14 protein-coding genes and 2 pseudogenes are annotated in these 13,407 nt (G+C 62.7%); 5 read left to right on the top strand and 11 right to left on the bottom strand.

Going from position 1 to position 13,407, the window contains the following annotated elements:
- Positions 1 to 417 precede the first annotated feature (417 nt).
- Complete coding sequence (locus GD429_RS16850; RefSeq protein WP_152858042.1) at positions 418 to 1,308, top strand: transporter substrate-binding domain-containing protein; 891 nt, start codon at positions 418 to 420, stop codon at positions 1,306 to 1,308.
- Between the two features lie 270 nt (positions 1,309 to 1,578).
- On the opposite strand, the gene GD429_RS16845 is transcribed toward GD429_RS16850, so the two are convergent.
- Complete coding sequence (locus GD429_RS16845; RefSeq protein ID WP_152858040.1) at positions 1,579 to 2,031, bottom strand: pyridoxamine 5'-phosphate oxidase family protein; 453 nt, start codon at positions 2,029 to 2,031, stop codon at positions 1,579 to 1,581.
- 167 nt (positions 2,032 to 2,198) lie between these two features.
- On the opposite strand from GD429_RS16845, the gene GD429_RS16840 reads away from it, so the two are divergent.
- Complete coding sequence (locus tag GD429_RS16840; RefSeq protein ID WP_152858038.1) at positions 2,199 to 2,990, top strand: DUF6544 family protein; 792 nt, start codon at positions 2,199 to 2,201, stop codon at positions 2,988 to 2,990.
- A gap of 266 nt (positions 2,991 to 3,256) precedes the next feature.
- On the opposite strand, the gene GD429_RS16835 is transcribed toward GD429_RS16840, so the two are convergent.
- The 9 genes and pseudogenes from GD429_RS16835 to GD429_RS16795 all read right to left on the bottom strand — a co-directional run bounded on the left by GD429_RS16835 (position 3,257) and on the right by GD429_RS16795 (position 10,058).
- Entirely contained in the window at positions 3,257 to 3,571 is a 315-nt protein-coding gene (locus tag GD429_RS16835) for a high-potential iron-sulfur protein (protein WP_152858079.1), read from the bottom strand.
- A 56-nt stretch (positions 3,572 to 3,627) separates the two neighbouring features.
- Entirely contained in the window at positions 3,628 to 3,969 is a 342-nt protein-coding gene (locus GD429_RS16830) for a cytochrome C oxidase subunit IV family protein (RefSeq protein ID WP_152858036.1), read from the bottom strand.
- 8 nt (positions 3,970 to 3,977) lie between these two features.
- A complete protein-coding gene (locus GD429_RS16825) occupies positions 3,978 to 4,685 on the bottom strand; it encodes a heme-copper oxidase subunit III family protein (RefSeq protein WP_152858034.1) in 708 nt (235 codons plus the stop codon).
- Positions 4,682 to 5,293: a cytochrome c oxidase subunit 3 gene (locus GD429_RS16820; protein ID WP_152858032.1), complete on the bottom strand. Its 612-nt coding sequence runs from the start codon at positions 5,291 to 5,293 to the stop codon at positions 4,682 to 4,684. Before GD429_RS16820 ends, GD429_RS16825 begins: the two co-directional genes overlap by 4 nt.
- A complete protein-coding gene (gene ctaD / locus GD429_RS16815) occupies positions 5,290 to 7,044 on the bottom strand; it encodes a cytochrome c oxidase subunit I (protein ID WP_152858030.1) in 1,755 nt (584 codons plus the stop codon). The genes GD429_RS16820 and ctaD overlap by 4 nt, the downstream gene beginning before the upstream one ends.
- Positions 7,045 to 7,068: 24 nt before the next feature.
- Positions 7,069 to 8,217: a c-type cytochrome gene (locus tag GD429_RS16810; protein WP_152858028.1), complete on the bottom strand. Its 1,149-nt coding sequence runs from the start codon at positions 8,215 to 8,217 to the stop codon at positions 7,069 to 7,071.
- A gap of 391 nt (positions 8,218 to 8,608) precedes the next feature.
- Positions 8,609 to 9,121, bottom strand: coding sequence for a hypothetical protein (locus GD429_RS16805; RefSeq protein ID WP_152858027.1), 513 nt, complete (start codon positions 9,119 to 9,121; stop codon positions 8,609 to 8,611).
- A gap of 82 nt (positions 9,122 to 9,203) precedes the next feature.
- A pseudogene (locus GD429_RS42060) lies at positions 9,204 to 9,302 on the bottom strand (DUF3293 domain-containing protein); the annotation flags it as partial.
- 246 nt (positions 9,303 to 9,548) lie between these two features.
- Entirely contained in the window at positions 9,549 to 10,058 is a 510-nt protein-coding gene (locus GD429_RS16795) for a DUF1269 domain-containing protein (protein WP_152858025.1), read from the bottom strand.
- A 376-nt stretch (positions 10,059 to 10,434) separates the two neighbouring features.
- Here GD429_RS16795 and GD429_RS16790 point away from each other — a divergent pair, with 376 nt between their 5' ends.
- From GD429_RS16790 to GD429_RS16780, 3 genes are all read left to right on the top strand, one after another.
- Entirely contained in the window at positions 10,435 to 10,647 is a 213-nt protein-coding gene (locus tag GD429_RS16790; protein WP_152858078.1) for a DUF1059 domain-containing protein, read from the top strand.
- 456 nt (positions 10,648 to 11,103) lie between these two features.
- Complete coding sequence (locus GD429_RS16785) at positions 11,104 to 12,507, top strand: GGDEF domain-containing protein (RefSeq protein WP_152858023.1); 1,404 nt, start codon at positions 11,104 to 11,106, stop codon at positions 12,505 to 12,507.
- Between the two features lie 175 nt (positions 12,508 to 12,682).
- Complete coding sequence (locus GD429_RS16780) at positions 12,683 to 12,847, top strand: FmdB family zinc ribbon protein (protein ID WP_034182361.1); 165 nt, start codon at positions 12,683 to 12,685, stop codon at positions 12,845 to 12,847.
- Here GD429_RS16780 and GD429_RS41100 read toward each other — a convergent pair.
- Positions 12,836 to 13,066: pseudogene (locus GD429_RS41100) on the bottom strand (IS30 family transposase); the annotation flags it as partial. The gene GD429_RS16780 and the pseudogene GD429_RS41100 overlap by 12 nt on opposite strands.
- Positions 13,067 to 13,407: the final 341 nt, after the last annotated feature.

Genomic DNA, 13,407 nt, shown 5'->3' with positions numbered 1-13,407 from the left:
CTGCAGCAGAGTGCCTCGTCCGTAGTCGGTCGCCGCACTATCCGATGCGTAAATGATCGCTCGGCGCGTGATTTCGGCTCACGTCAGGATTGCTGCACGGATGGTGCTGCATCATCGGAGTGACGTTCGCAGGTACGGCGGTGGGTTTGGGTGCTCGCGCGACCGGTAAAAGTTGCCTTGCCGAGTTTATCAGCGGGCCTGACGTGCGAGCGCGAAGTTCGGCTTTCGGCCAGTTGCCCGAGGGCACGACCGGTTGACCTGAATCAATCGTGTGCGAGCAACTCGTCTTACAGTGGCGGCACGGTGGTCGGCCACACGCTATACGCGCTCCAGTGCGCCGTTCGATTCGGACCAAAATCCGACTCGCAAGTCGAAGAATGTACCGCCGGGCTCATATGTCGTGAACAGGGAGGCATCATGATGCATCGATCCTTTGCCGCGCTCGCCGCATTGTTGGTCGGGCACGCTGCGTTGACGGCCGCTCACGCGCAGACATTAGACAAGATTGCCCGAACCAATCAGATCGTCGTTTCGTATCGGGAAGCTGCGATACCCTTCAGCTATCTGCTGACGCCGCATAAGGCGGTCGGCTTTTCGATGGACGTAACCGAAGCGATCGTCGATGATGTCCGCAAAGTACTACGAAGGCCGGATCTACGGGTTGCTTACATGCCTGTTACCGGGCAAAACCGAATACCCCTGCTTGTCAACGGCACCTATGACCTGGAGTGCGGATCGACGACAAATACATCGGCTCGCGGCAAGGACGTTGCGTTCTCAATCAACTACTTCTACGCTGGCACGCGACTGATGGCGAAACGAGCGTCGCACATCGGCGGCTATGCCGATCTCGCACGCAAAGTCGTCGTGACAGTCGGAGGCAGCACCAACGAAAAGACCTTACGCCGCCAACTCGAGCTGCAGCATATCGATGCCGAAGTAATGCTGACAAAGGACTATGCTGAAGCCCTGCAGGGTGTCGCGGACGACAGAGCGGCGGCGCTCGCACTCGACGATGTTCTGCTTTACGGGCTACGAGCAAACGCTAGCGACCCGAACACATGGGAAGTCGTCGGCGACGCGCTGCAGGTCGAGCCGTATGCTTGTATGGTGAGAAAGGATGATCCGGCGTTCAAGCGGCTCGTCGACGGCACCCTGACCCGGCTCATGACGAGCGGCGAATTCACGCGCCTGTACGCAAAGTGGTTCGAATCGCCGATTCCACCACGCGGCGCGAATCTTGAAATGCCGATGAGCGCAGCGCTAAAGGGAAACCTGATCACACGCAGCGATCGCCCCGCACAATGACAAGTAGCGATCGTACAAGTGCGATCGCTGTACCTCGAAAGTCGCAATTCGCGTCGCACCAGATCCAATAGCGGGAGAGCGGTGTCGTATGCCTCTTCCATAAGCCGATCCGCCGGCCGGCATTTGCCCGTTCCAAATGTCGACTTGTAGCTGTATGCGCTTGTGGCATGCTGCCGCGGAGGATGTGTCGCCCGAAGGCGGCTTTAAAAGGTTACATCCGGCGAAAGTCTCGGTCGCCCGCGGCACTCTCGCTTGCCGCGGGACACACACCTAGCAAGTGACGAGATCGGTATGTCCGAAGCCCCTGGAGTAGTCGAGGACGGAGATCACCGTCGGCGTCACGCGGAATATGCGGACATCCGCCGGGGTCGGCATCGGCAGCGGCATGGAGGCCTGCTCGGGGTACTTCAGCATGAGCAAGTGCAACGCCTTTTCCGCTTCCTTCGGATCGACCACGACTTGTGCGTGCGCGGCCATCGACAGTCCGGCGATCTCCATCACTTGCGGCGTGTCGTGGTCGATTGTCAGCGACACCCGATCGTCTTTCGCCAGATTTCCCGCCTTCTGGCTATCCAGCCCACAGAGGAAATAAAGCGTGAGGCCTTCGTTCGCATAGCCCACCGTCGTTGCCTGTGGCCACCCATCCGGCCTGAGCGTGGCAACCGTCATGATCCGGTGCTGATCCAGCAGCGCCAGGATCTTTAGTCTGATGTCTTCGTCCATCTGTCGTCTCCACAAAGTCGTGCATGAAATCGGGTCGACATCACCCTCGAACCGCCGCATCCGACGTTCCGCGTCGTTGTCGCCAGGCCCGTTTATCATGATCCGGTCAGTCTGGCTGTCAACACGGCGGCGGCAGGCAATGATGCGGCGTATCAAAGGAGATGAGCGTGCGCGGACGGTTCTTGAGAGAGGTGGCGTCGGCTGGATTGCCGGTGGGGCCGGGGCCGGTCGATCTCGTCACCGACGCCCGGATCGCGGGTTTGCCGGAGCCGGCGCAACGCTATCTACGGTTCATGGGAATAGTGGGACGCGCACAGGACTGGTCGTTCCGTCTCGGTTTCACCGGCAAATTCCGCACCAAGCCCCGGCAACCCTGGATGAAGTGCGAAGCATGGCAGTACAACAGTCGTCCGGCGCGGGCGCGCATCTTCCAGATACGCATCCTGCTCGGCGGCATGCTGCCGGTCGTTGCGCGGGATACATACGTAGAAGGCCGCGGCCGCATGCTCATCAAGCTGTTCGACCTGTTCACGCTCGCAGATGGAACGGGTACGGAGTACGACATCGGTGAACTGGTGACCTACCTGAATGACGCCGTGCTGGTTGCGCCATCGATGCTGCTCGTGCCCGAGATTGCGTGGTCCCCCGTCGACAGTGAATCCTTTGACCTGACATTGACGGACCATGAACGAACAGTCAGTGCGCGAGTCTTTGTCGATGCGAGCGGAGCCCCGACTGATTTCAGCACCGCGGACCGGTTTTGCTACAACCCCGAGCAACCCAGGCAATTGATGCGTGCGCGTTGGAGCACACCCGTCGCGGGATGGACGATGGTCGACGGTCGCCGATTGCCGACCGCTGCCCAGGCGGTGTGGCACCTTCCCGACGGCCCGTTCGCGTATGCCGATTTCCGCCTGGTTCCCGGAACGCTCGCGTTCAATGTGCCGCCGGGTACCTGAGGCCGAGTCCGCGCGGCCGGACCGACAGGCGCAATGATGCGGTGGGCGTGTCATTGCAGCTGCCGACGGGGAGTGTCGGTGCACCTTGTCGCTGCGTGGCGCCCCCCCGGCGGCAAAGAGCGCGGCGCTTTCCATCGGTTGAGGAAAGCGCGCGGAGCGCCTCATTCAGTTGCGCCCGCGGCCACCGGTCGATCATTCTCGGGGAGAAGCTTTCGAGTGACGGTTATGGCCGCGGCCGCCCATGTGAATCGGCCGCGCCGTTCCTGCTACGCCTTTTTCGCATAGGCGCTGCACCAGCCTTTGGCATTGACCTGCTTGCCGCCGAAAATGGTGCACGGCGCCATCGCGACGCCGGTCTTGCCCTGGAAGAACTGGCAGTTCGCACAAGCCTGGCCCGCCTGGAATTGAGGGAACTTCGCATGGTCGACCCGGCTTGCATCCGCCTTGTAACCGAGGGCCTGCGCATTTGCATCGGATTCCTGAACGATACCGGTATCCGCCGCCGCCGCGTGGCGTCCGAATGCCAGCGCGGATGCCAGAACGGTGGTGGTTGAAATGAAACGTCGGCGTGAAAATTTCATCGCGTCCTCCTTCATCTGCGAAACGCTCGTTACATGACGACCGGGTGGCGGAGGGATCAGTGGAAGAAGAGTTCCCGCATGCCGAACGTGTGATGCGCTTCGGCAGCCATCAGCACCATCAGCACCAGCAGGCACAGGGGCGGTATCAGGATCGCGTACACCAGCGCCAGCCGCTCCCACATCATGTGCATGAAGATCGACACGATCAGCCCGGCCTTGGCGATCATGAGCACGACGATCAGCACCCAGCGCAGCAGGCCCTGCACGTTGAAGTAGTCCACCAGGTACGACAACGTGCTCAGGACGAACAGCAGGCCCCAGATTTTCAGGTAGATGCCGATCGGATGCTGCTGGCCGTGCGCGGCGTCGGGTCGTTCGGCGGGATCGGTATGGTCCATGGCATCCCTCACCACAAATAGAACAGCGCGAAGATGAACACCCACACCAGGTCGACGAAGTGCCAGTACAAGCCGGCAATCTCGACGATCTGGAAGTTGCCGTGCTCGCTGAAGCCCGGCCGCAGGATCTTGCGTGCGACCAGCAGCAGGTAGATCACGCCGCAGGTCACGTGAAAGCCGTGGAACCCGGTGATCATGAAGAAGCATGCGCCAAATTGCGCCGCGCCCAGCGGGTTGCCCCACGGGCGGATGCCTTCATGGACGATCAGCTTGGTCCATTCGAACGCCTGCATCGACACGAAGGTCGCGCCCAGCAGCGCGGTTGCCAGCAGCAGTGCGGCGGCGCGCTTCGCGTCGCGCCGGTAGCCGAAGTTGACGCCCATCGCCATGGTGCCGCTGCTGCTGATCAGCGTGAACGTCATGATGGCAATCAGCAGCAACGGCACATCCACGCCGCCCACGGTGAGCCCGAACACCTTGGACGGGTTGGGCCACGGCACCGTGGTCGACATGCGCACCGTCATGTAGCCGATCAGGAAGCTGCTGAAGACGAAGGTGTCCGACAGCAGGAAGATCCACATCATCGCCTTGCCCCACGGCACCTTGAAGGCTTCGCGGTCGGCCGACCAGTCCGTGACGATGCCGCGCCAGCCGTCGGGCCCGGCGTCGGCGGGCGGGGTGGCGGCGGATTCGGTGGGGAGCGTGGGCGAGGTCATGGCGCGGCTCCATACAACGGCCCGCAGATGGCGGCGACGAACCCGGGCGTGAGCCACCACATCGCCGCCAGCAGCACGAGCCAGACAGCCAGCAGGAAATGCCAGTAGAGGGCGCACAGCGCGATGGCGCGCTGGGCCCGGAACGGGTCCGCGCACCGCAGCAGCGCAATCGTCACGGCCCAGGCCGCCAGCCCGCCCAGCACATGCAATCCGTGCAGGCCGGTGAGCAGGTAGAGGAAGCTGTTCGAAGGATTGACGGTGACGGTCTGACCGGCCGCCGACAGCATGCGCCAGGCGGTCAGTTGCCCGATCACGAACACGGCCGCCAGCACACCGCCGGACACCAGCCACGCCACGCGATGCAAGGTCAGCTGCCGGGCGCGCTGCATCGCAAGGCTGGCCAGCACCAGTGCGCCGGTGTTCCACCACAGCAGCGCCGGATGCGGGATCGGCTGCCAGTCGGGTTCGCGCATGCGCATGGCATACGCGAGCAGCAGCAGCGAAAACAAGGTCGTCGCCACCGCCATGAAGACGATCAGGCCGACGCGGCTCGCATTCGGCGACACGGGCGGCGCGTCGGGCGCGAAGGGGTGGGGCAGTGTGGTCATTCGCGTGCCTCGCCGGGTTGAAGCGTCGGGTGGGCCGGTTCAGGCGCGATCGCCGGCGGCTGGTTTTGCGGGATGAAGTCTTCCTCTTGCCCCGGCGGACTGTATTCGTACGCCCAGCGGTAGACGACGGGCGGCGCGGCGCCCCAGTTGCCGTGCACCGGCGGCGTTTGAGGCGTCTGCCATTCCAGCGTGGTGGCCCGCCACGGGTTGCCGTCGGCGCGCTTGCCGCGCACGAGGCTCCACGCGAGGTTGTACAGGAACAGCAACTGCGCCACCGCGACGATCAGCGCGACGACGGTGATGAACGTGTTGAGCGTCTGCGCCGAGGGTGGAATGAAGCTGTAGCCCTCGTACGCGTAATACCGCCGCGGCATGCCCAGGATGCCGAGATAGTGCATCGGGAAGTAGATCGCATAGGTGCCGACGAAGGTGATCCAGAAGTGCGCGCGCCCGAGCGTGTCGTTCAGCATGCGGCCCGTCACCTTCGGATACCAGTGATAGATGCCGCCGAACACCACCAGGATCGGCGACACGGCCATCACCATATGGAAGTGCGCGACCACGAAGTACGTGTTCGACAGCGGAATGTCCACGCTCACGTTGCCGAGATAGAGCCCGGTCAGCCCGCCCAGCACGAAGGTGCTGATGAAGCCGATGGCAAACAGCATCGGCACGGTCAGGTGGATATCGCCGCGCCACAGCGTCAGCACCCAGTTGTAGACCTTGAGGGCGGTCGGGACGGCGATGATCAGCGTGGTCGTCGCAAAGAAGAAGCCGAAGTACGGGTTCATGCCGGCGATGAACATGTGGTGCGCCCAGACCACGAAGCTCAGCGCGCCGATGATGACGATGGCCCACACCATCATCCGGTAGCCGAAGATGCTCTTGCGCGCGTGCGTGCTGATGAGGTCCGACGCGATGCCGAAGGCCGGCAGCGCGACGATGTAGACCTCCGGATGCCCGAAGAACCAGAACAGGTGCTGGAACAGCAGCGGGCTGCCGCCGGCATGCTTGAGCGTCTGCCCCATCGACACCACGGCCGGTATGAAGAAACTGGTGCCGAGCGTCCGGTCGAGCAGCATCATCACCGCCGACACGAACAGCGCCGGAAACGCCAGCAGCGCCATGATGGTCGCGATGAAGATGCCCCATACCGTGAGCGGCATGCGCATCAGCGTCATGCCGCGCGTGCGCGCCTGCAGCGTGGTGGTGACGTAATTCAGGCCGCCCATCGTTGCCGCGACGATGAAGATCGCCAGCGACACGAGCATCAGCACGATGCCCCATTCCACGCCCGGCGTGCCCGGCAGGATGGCTTGCGGCGGATACAGCGTCCAGCCCGCGCCGGTCGGCCCGCCCGGCACGAAGAAGCTCGCCGCCAGCACCAGCACGGCCAGCAGGTAGACCCAGTAGCTCAGCATGTTGAGAAACGGGAACACCATGTCGCGCGCGCCCAGCATCAGCGGGATCAGGTAGTTGCCGAAGCCGCCCAGAAACAGCGCCGTCAGCAGGTAGATCACCATGATCATCCCGTGCATGGTGACGAACTGGTAGTAGTGGTTGGCGTCGATGAAACTGAACTTGCCCGGAAAGCCGAGCTGCAAGCGCATCAGGTCCGACAATACGAGGCCGACCAGGCCGATGGCGATGGCCGTCAGCGAATACTGCACGGCGATGACCTTGTGGTCCTGGCTCCAGACATAGCGGGTCCAGAAGCTTTGCGGTGCGTGGTCGGTGTGCGCGTAGGTCATTGCGTTTGCTCCGCCGGGGATTCGCTAGGGATTCGTTGCGCTGCCGGCGGCCGGGCCGCCCAGCGATTGGATGTAGGCCACCAGCGCGGTCAGCTCCTGCTCGCTCAGGTCGAAGGTCGGCATGATGGGTGAGAAGCCCTTCACGACGCGGGCCTTCGGGTCGCGGATGAAGGCGCGCAGATAGGCTTCGTCCACCTTCGCGGTGCTGCCGTCGGCCATCGTTTCGGTCTTGCCGTACAGGCCCTTCCAGGTGGGGCCCACGCGCGGGCTGCCGTCCACGGTATGGCAGGCGATGCAGCCCTTGGCCGCCGCCAGCGTCTTGCCCTGGTCGGCAAGCGCGTGGGCGCTGCCGCCCGCAGCGGCGGCAGCTGCCTGCACCGCGGCCTGCTGCCGCTGCGCGAACGTGCTCTGCCGTGCCAGCCAGCGCGAGAACGATGCTTCGTCTTCCACCACCACCACGCCGCGCATGCTGGAGTGCCCCGTACCGCAAAGCTGCGCGCACAGGATGTCGTAACGCCCCGCCTTGGTCGGCGTGAACCAGAAGGTGGTCACCATGCCGGGCACCATGTTCATGCGCGCACGGAACGGCGGTACGTAGAAGTCGTGCAGCACGTCGCGCGAGCGCGTCAGGACCTGGATCGGCCGGTTGAGCGGCAGGTGTACCTCGGGCGTCTCGATCAGGTAGTTGTCGCGGCCGTTGGGGTCGGCGGGGTTCAGGCCGAAGGGATTGTCGTTGCTGATGTAGCGCACGTCCGTCGTGCCCAGCTTGCCGCCGGGGCCGGCAAAGCGGAAGCGCCACTGCCACTGCTGGCCGAGCACCTCCATCTGCAGCACGCCGCGCGGCGGCCGTACGTAGTCCGCGTAGACGAACAGACCCGGTGCCAGCAATGCCGCCACGCCGACCGAGGTCAGGCCGATCAGCCACCATTCCAGCCGCTTGTTGTGCGGCTCGTAGGCCGCGCGATGCCCGCCGCGGTGGCGATAGCGCACCAGTGCGACCACGATGAACAGGTTGATCGCGATGAAGAACGCGCCGGTGATGACGATCGTGATCGTCAGCATGTCGTCCATGCGCACCCAGTTCGATGCGATCGGCGTGATCCACCACGGACTGGCAAAGTGAAACCCCACCGCCAATACGATGATCAGGACCAGGGCAATCGCAAGGGCCATAAGCCGCCTCGCTGCGTGTCACGCGCTGGAGCCGCCGATACGACGACGACGCGCGTGGCGTCGTCGTTGTTCCGCCTTGTCGCATTCCGAACTGTCTGTGCCGGCACGTCCGGCCGGGACCGATTCGCTAGTGCTGTAAGCGGCTCTAGAACAAAGGTAGTCCTCTCCTCTGCATCGTGCAAGGCAGCGCCACGGGGGGCGCGCCCCTATGCGGATCGCGCGAATGTAGCGGTCACTCGCCGCGATGCAGTGCAAAACGGCCGCTCCGGCATGGGTTTCCAACGCGGCTGTTTCTCGAGGGCATCGTGTGTTTCGGGTCTGTTCAGGTGTGCGACGTGCGTGCGTCGCACACCTGAACAGACCCTGTCGGCGCGGCGGGAAAAACGGCGCGTCAGCGCATCGCGTCCTGCTTGCGCCGTTCAAGCGTGCCGTAGACGACGGCGGTGACCACACCGAACAGCAGGTTTGCCAGCAAGGGTCCGGAACCTCGCTCCGAGACGAACCATGGGAACACGGCTGTCATCACGTAGAAGTTCCACACATACGCGACGATCCCGAAGGCCAGCCCGATGACAGCCTCCATGCCCACACTCGAATCGAAGCGGAACGGCGCAATGATCGCGGCGAGCATCATCCCCATGATGGCGCCGAGCACGTAGTGCAGCAGCAGCGCCGTCCCCACGATGCCGAAGCTGAAGACCGACATCTGTTCGAGCGCACTGCGGCCCATCACCATCGCCGCGATCTTGTGGGTCGGTTGCCACGGGCTTTCGTCGAGCACCATGGTCGACCAGAAGAATTCGAGCACGATCACCAGGGCGCCGCCCGCAAGACCGGCCACGGCAGCGGCGAGCCAGTCGGGCGTACGCCGTTGCCAATGATGTGATTGAATGTTCAGTTCCATACGACCTCCTTGCCGACGGTTCAGCTTCAGCACTCAGGTTCAGAAGGCGCCGCTCGCGTCAAAAGTACGTCCCTTATGCGATTCAGAATGGCAGATACGGATGCCAACGCAAGGTACAAAAACCCTGCGCGTTGCATGGCGCCACGGTGTCCTGCTCGAAGTTCGGCATCGGCGCGTCGGCAGGCAGCCGGCGCGCGTCGGTGCGGCATCGAACGGAGAGGGTGGCGCCCGCGATTGTGGGCGGCTGATTTGGTGCAACGCAAAAGTGCACGGGATGTCACGGAATGGCCTTTGTACCGGCGTGCCGGGGCAGCGGAAGTGCCCCGACAATGCTCCTGCGTGAACGTATGCCGATTTCGCACCGGCCTGAAGCCGGCACGCTCGATGCAGGGACAGCCTCACGCGTTGGGTATGCCGGTTTCGAGTTTCAGGGGAAGATCGGTGTCGTAGGCTCGCCGCCTTCCAGATCCGCCTTCGGAAAATGCTGGGCGACCATCTCTTCGATTTCCTGCTCTCGTAATCCCGGCACGTCGGCCATGATCAGGATCTGGCCTTCCCGGATAGCTTCACGAAATCGCTGGAGTCGCGCGTTCGGCTCGGCGATGCCGATCATCGCGGCCGTCCACGCCCCGAAGCCCGCTCCCGCCAGCGTCAAGGCGACGACGGCGCCGCCCGCAATCACGAGCTCCGCAGGGGGGAACACCAGCGCGGTGAGGCCGATGAGCGCGCCCGTCGCGCCGCCGAGCGCGACGCCGCGCTCGAGCGCGTGCACGACATCGCTGCTTTGCAGCAAAGACGCTTCGGGTAACTGATCGAGCGTGACGCTGTGATCGGCGAGGACGTGGATATGGCGCCAGATGATGCGCGCGCGCAGCAAGTCATCGACGATCGCCTTCGCCATCTGCGTATCGGGTACGAGGAAATAAAGGCGTCTCATGTTCGCACTCCTTCCTTTGCGATCAACTCATCGCCAACGGACGTATTTTTTCATTTTAGGTCAGCATTGGCCGCGCGGTACGTACGAGCCAATGGACCTTCGTGCGCGGATTTCGCCGGTCATGTAGTCGGTCGTTAATTACATCCCTGTTTCATTGCTGGCCGCAGGCGGCACCCCCGCGGCACGTCGTGCGGGCGACGCACGCGAAACGCGGTGAATATCGATGCGTGACCGCGAATTCATGGCACGCGACCTATACTTTCAAAACCATTTCGTCCGCGATAAGGAGGCGCAATCGTGCCCCATGTACGTCGCGCGGCATCCCGCGCGTTCATTCACGCAAGACCCATGGCTACTGTCGTATGAGGAGGACATCATGACGCGCAAATACATCGATTGCCGGGAATTCCCGAGCGAAATGAATTGTTCGGTTGCGCTATCCGCGGATTCCGAAAGCGAGTTGCTCGAGGCGGCCGTACAGCATGCGGTCACGGTTCACAAGCATGTCGATTCGCCGGAGCTGCGTTCGCAGCTGAAAACGCTATTCCACGAGGGCACGCCACCCGTTGAAACACCGCGTCACGCGTAACGCTGGCGCGACAGATCGAAGCGCCGCGACCACCTGACGGCGGCCGTCTGCTGACCACGTTTTTGCATTGACCGTAGCTGCACATCTTGCCGAGATCTTTTTCTGCGTGCGGTCCAGTGGGGCGGCTACGGAAGTTCGACTATCGTGCGAATACCTCGCTGCCGGGTCGGACTCGTACTTCCGCGTTCGGCCATGCAGAGTCACCCGCCAATCGCGCCGCCTGGTCGCTCACACGTCAGGTCCATCCTGTAAACCGACGTTCGATCGGCGACGACGAACGTTGCTTCACCGACCATTACCGTCATTCGCAACGCCCGGATAACGGTCGTAAGCCCGGTTCCGATTCAATCCAACGATCTATTTACTGCACGCCATTTTTACGGTGTCGCGGCCGGTATCAAATGCAAGTCGCTATGCATATACTGGATTCATCTGACGAACTACGGAGGGGAGACGATGAGCATTGCCGCATCCGCGAACGAGCCGGCCGCCTCGATCCAGTTCCTAACCAAGGTTTACGCCAGGCTGCTGCTCACGGGCTTTGCTTTGGTGCCGGCAATTCTGATCGCGTACCTCTATTTCTTTCAGGACCCCTCGCTGAAATTCGAGAATCACGCTTTCCACGAACTGGCGATCGCCGCCGCGACGCTCGAAGGTGTGTTCGTCACCTACGTATGCTGGCGTTGTTATCGCTTGTCGGGTGAGCCGCTGCTGCGTTGGCTGACGCTTGGTTTTCTGGGTTTTTCGCTGATCTACGCATTGCACGGTGTCTTCACCGGCATGGCGCACCACAATATCTGGCTATTCCTGTTGTATGGGCCGGCCTCGCGCCTCGTCATGTCCATTCTGATCTTCGTAGGACAGCTCTCGTACAGTCGGTCAGCGGACAACGAGGCTTTCCGCGTCGATCGTCGGGCGTGGGTGACCTGGATCGCGCTGTTCGTGCTGATCGATCTGCTTGTGGCCTGGATCGCGTACTCGCCGGTTGCCGGCAGTCCGTGGGTTCGGCTGTCGATGGAAGGCAGTGCACTGGCTTTTTCGACGATCAACGTCGTCGCGCTGGTGTTGCGGCGCATCCGCACCCCGCTCATGCTGATCTACGGCATCTCGGTTGCGTCGTTCGCGCTGTCATCGCTTGCATTCATCATCGGCCGCCCGTGGAACCATATGTGGTGGCTCGCGCATGTGATCTTCGCCGGAGGTTTTTTCCTGCTGAGTTTCGGTGTCGTGCAGGCATTCCACACAACGCGCTCGTTCTCGACCATCTACAGCCAGGAAGAGCTGTTTGCGCGATTACGCGAAGCGATGGCCCGCACGGAACGTGCGTTGCAGGAGCTGCAGCGAACCAATGAGAAACTCGAATACATGGCCGCAACCGATCCGCTGACCGGCGCGGCCAACCGGCGGCGGTTCATCGAACGCGTCGAGGTGGAAATTGCCCGCGCGAGACGTAACGGCGCACCGTTCTCGCTGCTTGCACTCGACCTCGATCACTTCAAGGCAATCAACGATTGCTACGGGCATCAGACGGGCGACCAGGTCTTGCAGCGCTTCGTAAAGAAATGCCTCGACGCGATCCGTCCGTACGACGGCGTGGCGCGGGTGGGCGGCGAAGAGTTCATGGTTTTGTTGCCGCAGGCCGCTCTGGATACTGCCCGCTTGGTCGGCGAGCGCATTCGCGCGGCGATCGCCGGCACGCCATTCGAGACTGGCGACGGCAAACCGATCGAGGTCACGGTGAGCGTCGGGATATCGGAGTTTGGCCGTGACGGGGAGACAATCGACGCGATTCTGCGCAAGGCTGACGAGCGCTTGTATCAGGCCAAGCATCAGGGGCGAAACTGCGTGATTGCTGCGTAGCGAGCAGGGAGCGGCGGCTCGGAAGACTCCGAGCATGCGCGCGGGCGGCTGCCGGCCAGGCATGGACGATTAGTGTCTGCACATGTCGTGAACTACAATGCCTCATCGGGGGGGCCGCACGCCGTCCGGGCTTCGTCCGTGGCGACACGTGCAAGCTTGGTGCTGGAGGGATGCCATGCCGACTTACCAATACCGTTGTGAGAAGTGTGGCGAGACGTTCGAACATGTTGAACATCTCGCGGAGCATGAGACCGCTCACCCGCAATGCCCGAAATGTGGAAGCGAACAGGTTCAACATGCGCCCACGCCGTTTGTCGCAAAGACGTCGAGCAAGAGCTGAGCGCGAGATCTCCTCCCGCTCGGCAAAGGTCGGCGCCAATCTTGAACGGCGCCGTTTCTTCTGCTGTATGCCGCCCGTTTCGGCCGGAATCCGTCGTACCGGGGAATGGTTCCGATCGAACTACCGGGCGATCTGCTGCAGCGATTCGCCCGCGCGCCAGCGCGCCCGCATTGACGCTTTCTGGCTGTCTGTATAGTCGATCCGCCGCCTCCGTTTCATTGCAACATTTCTCGCTGCCGTGCGGCCTCGAGTGTGTTGCATCGACACGTTGAATCCGCAGTCGGTAACGGCCGATCCCTAACAAGGCGAGTGTAGGTCTTGGCGTAGGTTTGTGCGCCGAGCCCTGTCAGATAACGCGCAAGTCCTGCTGCGTCATTGGAGTGACGGTTGCAGGTACGTCGGCGGGGCGGGTGCTCACGTGTCCGAGGAAAGTTGCCTGGGCTGCTCAAGTTTTCCAGCGACCTCACCGCGCAAGTGCGGAGCTCCCTGACTCGACTGATTTCTCGGCTAAGCGCGACTCGAGCCTTCAGCGCCGCTTGTTCGTATGCGGTCCGTAAGCG

Source organism: Burkholderia sp. BE17, assembly GCF_009362305.1.
Classification (GTDB): Bacteria; Pseudomonadota; Gammaproteobacteria; order Burkholderiales; family Burkholderiaceae; genus Burkholderia; species Burkholderia pyrrocinia_C.
Note: the sequence above shows the minus strand (reverse complement) of the source record. Positions and strands in the feature narration are given on the sequence as shown.

Excerpts from the sequence above, each read along its gene's own strand:
- GD429_RS16805 (WP_152858027.1), bottom strand. The coding sequence starts at position 9,121 with ATGGAACTGAACATTCAATCACATCATTGGCAACGGCGTACGCCCGAC.
- GD429_RS16810 (WP_152858028.1), bottom strand. The coding sequence starts at position 8,217 with ATGGCCCTTGCGATTGCCCTGGTCCTGATCATCGTATTGGCGGTGGGG.
- GD429_RS16835 (WP_152858079.1), bottom strand. The coding sequence starts at position 3,571 with ATGAAATTTTCACGCCGACGTTTCATTTCAACCACCACCGTTCTGGCA.
- GD429_RS16850 (WP_152858042.1), top strand. The coding sequence starts at position 418 with ATGATGCATCGATCCTTTGCCGCGCTCGCCGCATTGTTGGTCGGGCAC.
- GD429_RS16845 (WP_152858040.1), bottom strand. The coding sequence starts at position 2,031 with ATGGACGAAGACATCAGACTAAAGATCCTGGCGCTGCTGGATCAGCAC.
- GD429_RS16790 (WP_152858078.1), top strand. The coding sequence starts at position 10,435 with ATGACGCGCAAATACATCGATTGCCGGGAATTCCCGAGCGAAATGAAT.
- ctaD (WP_152858030.1), bottom strand. The coding sequence starts at position 7,044 with ATGACCTACGCGCACACCGACCACGCACCGCAAAGCTTCTGGACCCGC.
- GD429_RS16820 (WP_152858032.1), bottom strand. The coding sequence starts at position 5,293 with ATGACCACACTGCCCCACCCCTTCGCGCCCGACGCGCCGCCCGTGTCG.
- GD429_RS16780 (WP_034182361.1), top strand. The coding sequence starts at position 12,683 with ATGCCGACTTACCAATACCGTTGTGAGAAGTGTGGCGAGACGTTCGAA.
- GD429_RS16830 (WP_152858036.1), bottom strand. The coding sequence starts at position 3,969 with ATGGACCATACCGATCCCGCCGAACGACCCGACGCCGCGCACGGCCAG.
- GD429_RS16785 (WP_152858023.1), top strand. The coding sequence starts at position 11,104 with ATGAGCATTGCCGCATCCGCGAACGAGCCGGCCGCCTCGATCCAGTTC.
- GD429_RS16795 (WP_152858025.1), bottom strand. The coding sequence starts at position 10,058 with ATGAGACGCCTTTATTTCCTCGTACCCGATACGCAGATGGCGAAGGCG.
- GD429_RS16825 (WP_152858034.1), bottom strand. The coding sequence starts at position 4,685 with ATGACCTCGCCCACGCTCCCCACCGAATCCGCCGCCACCCCGCCCGCC.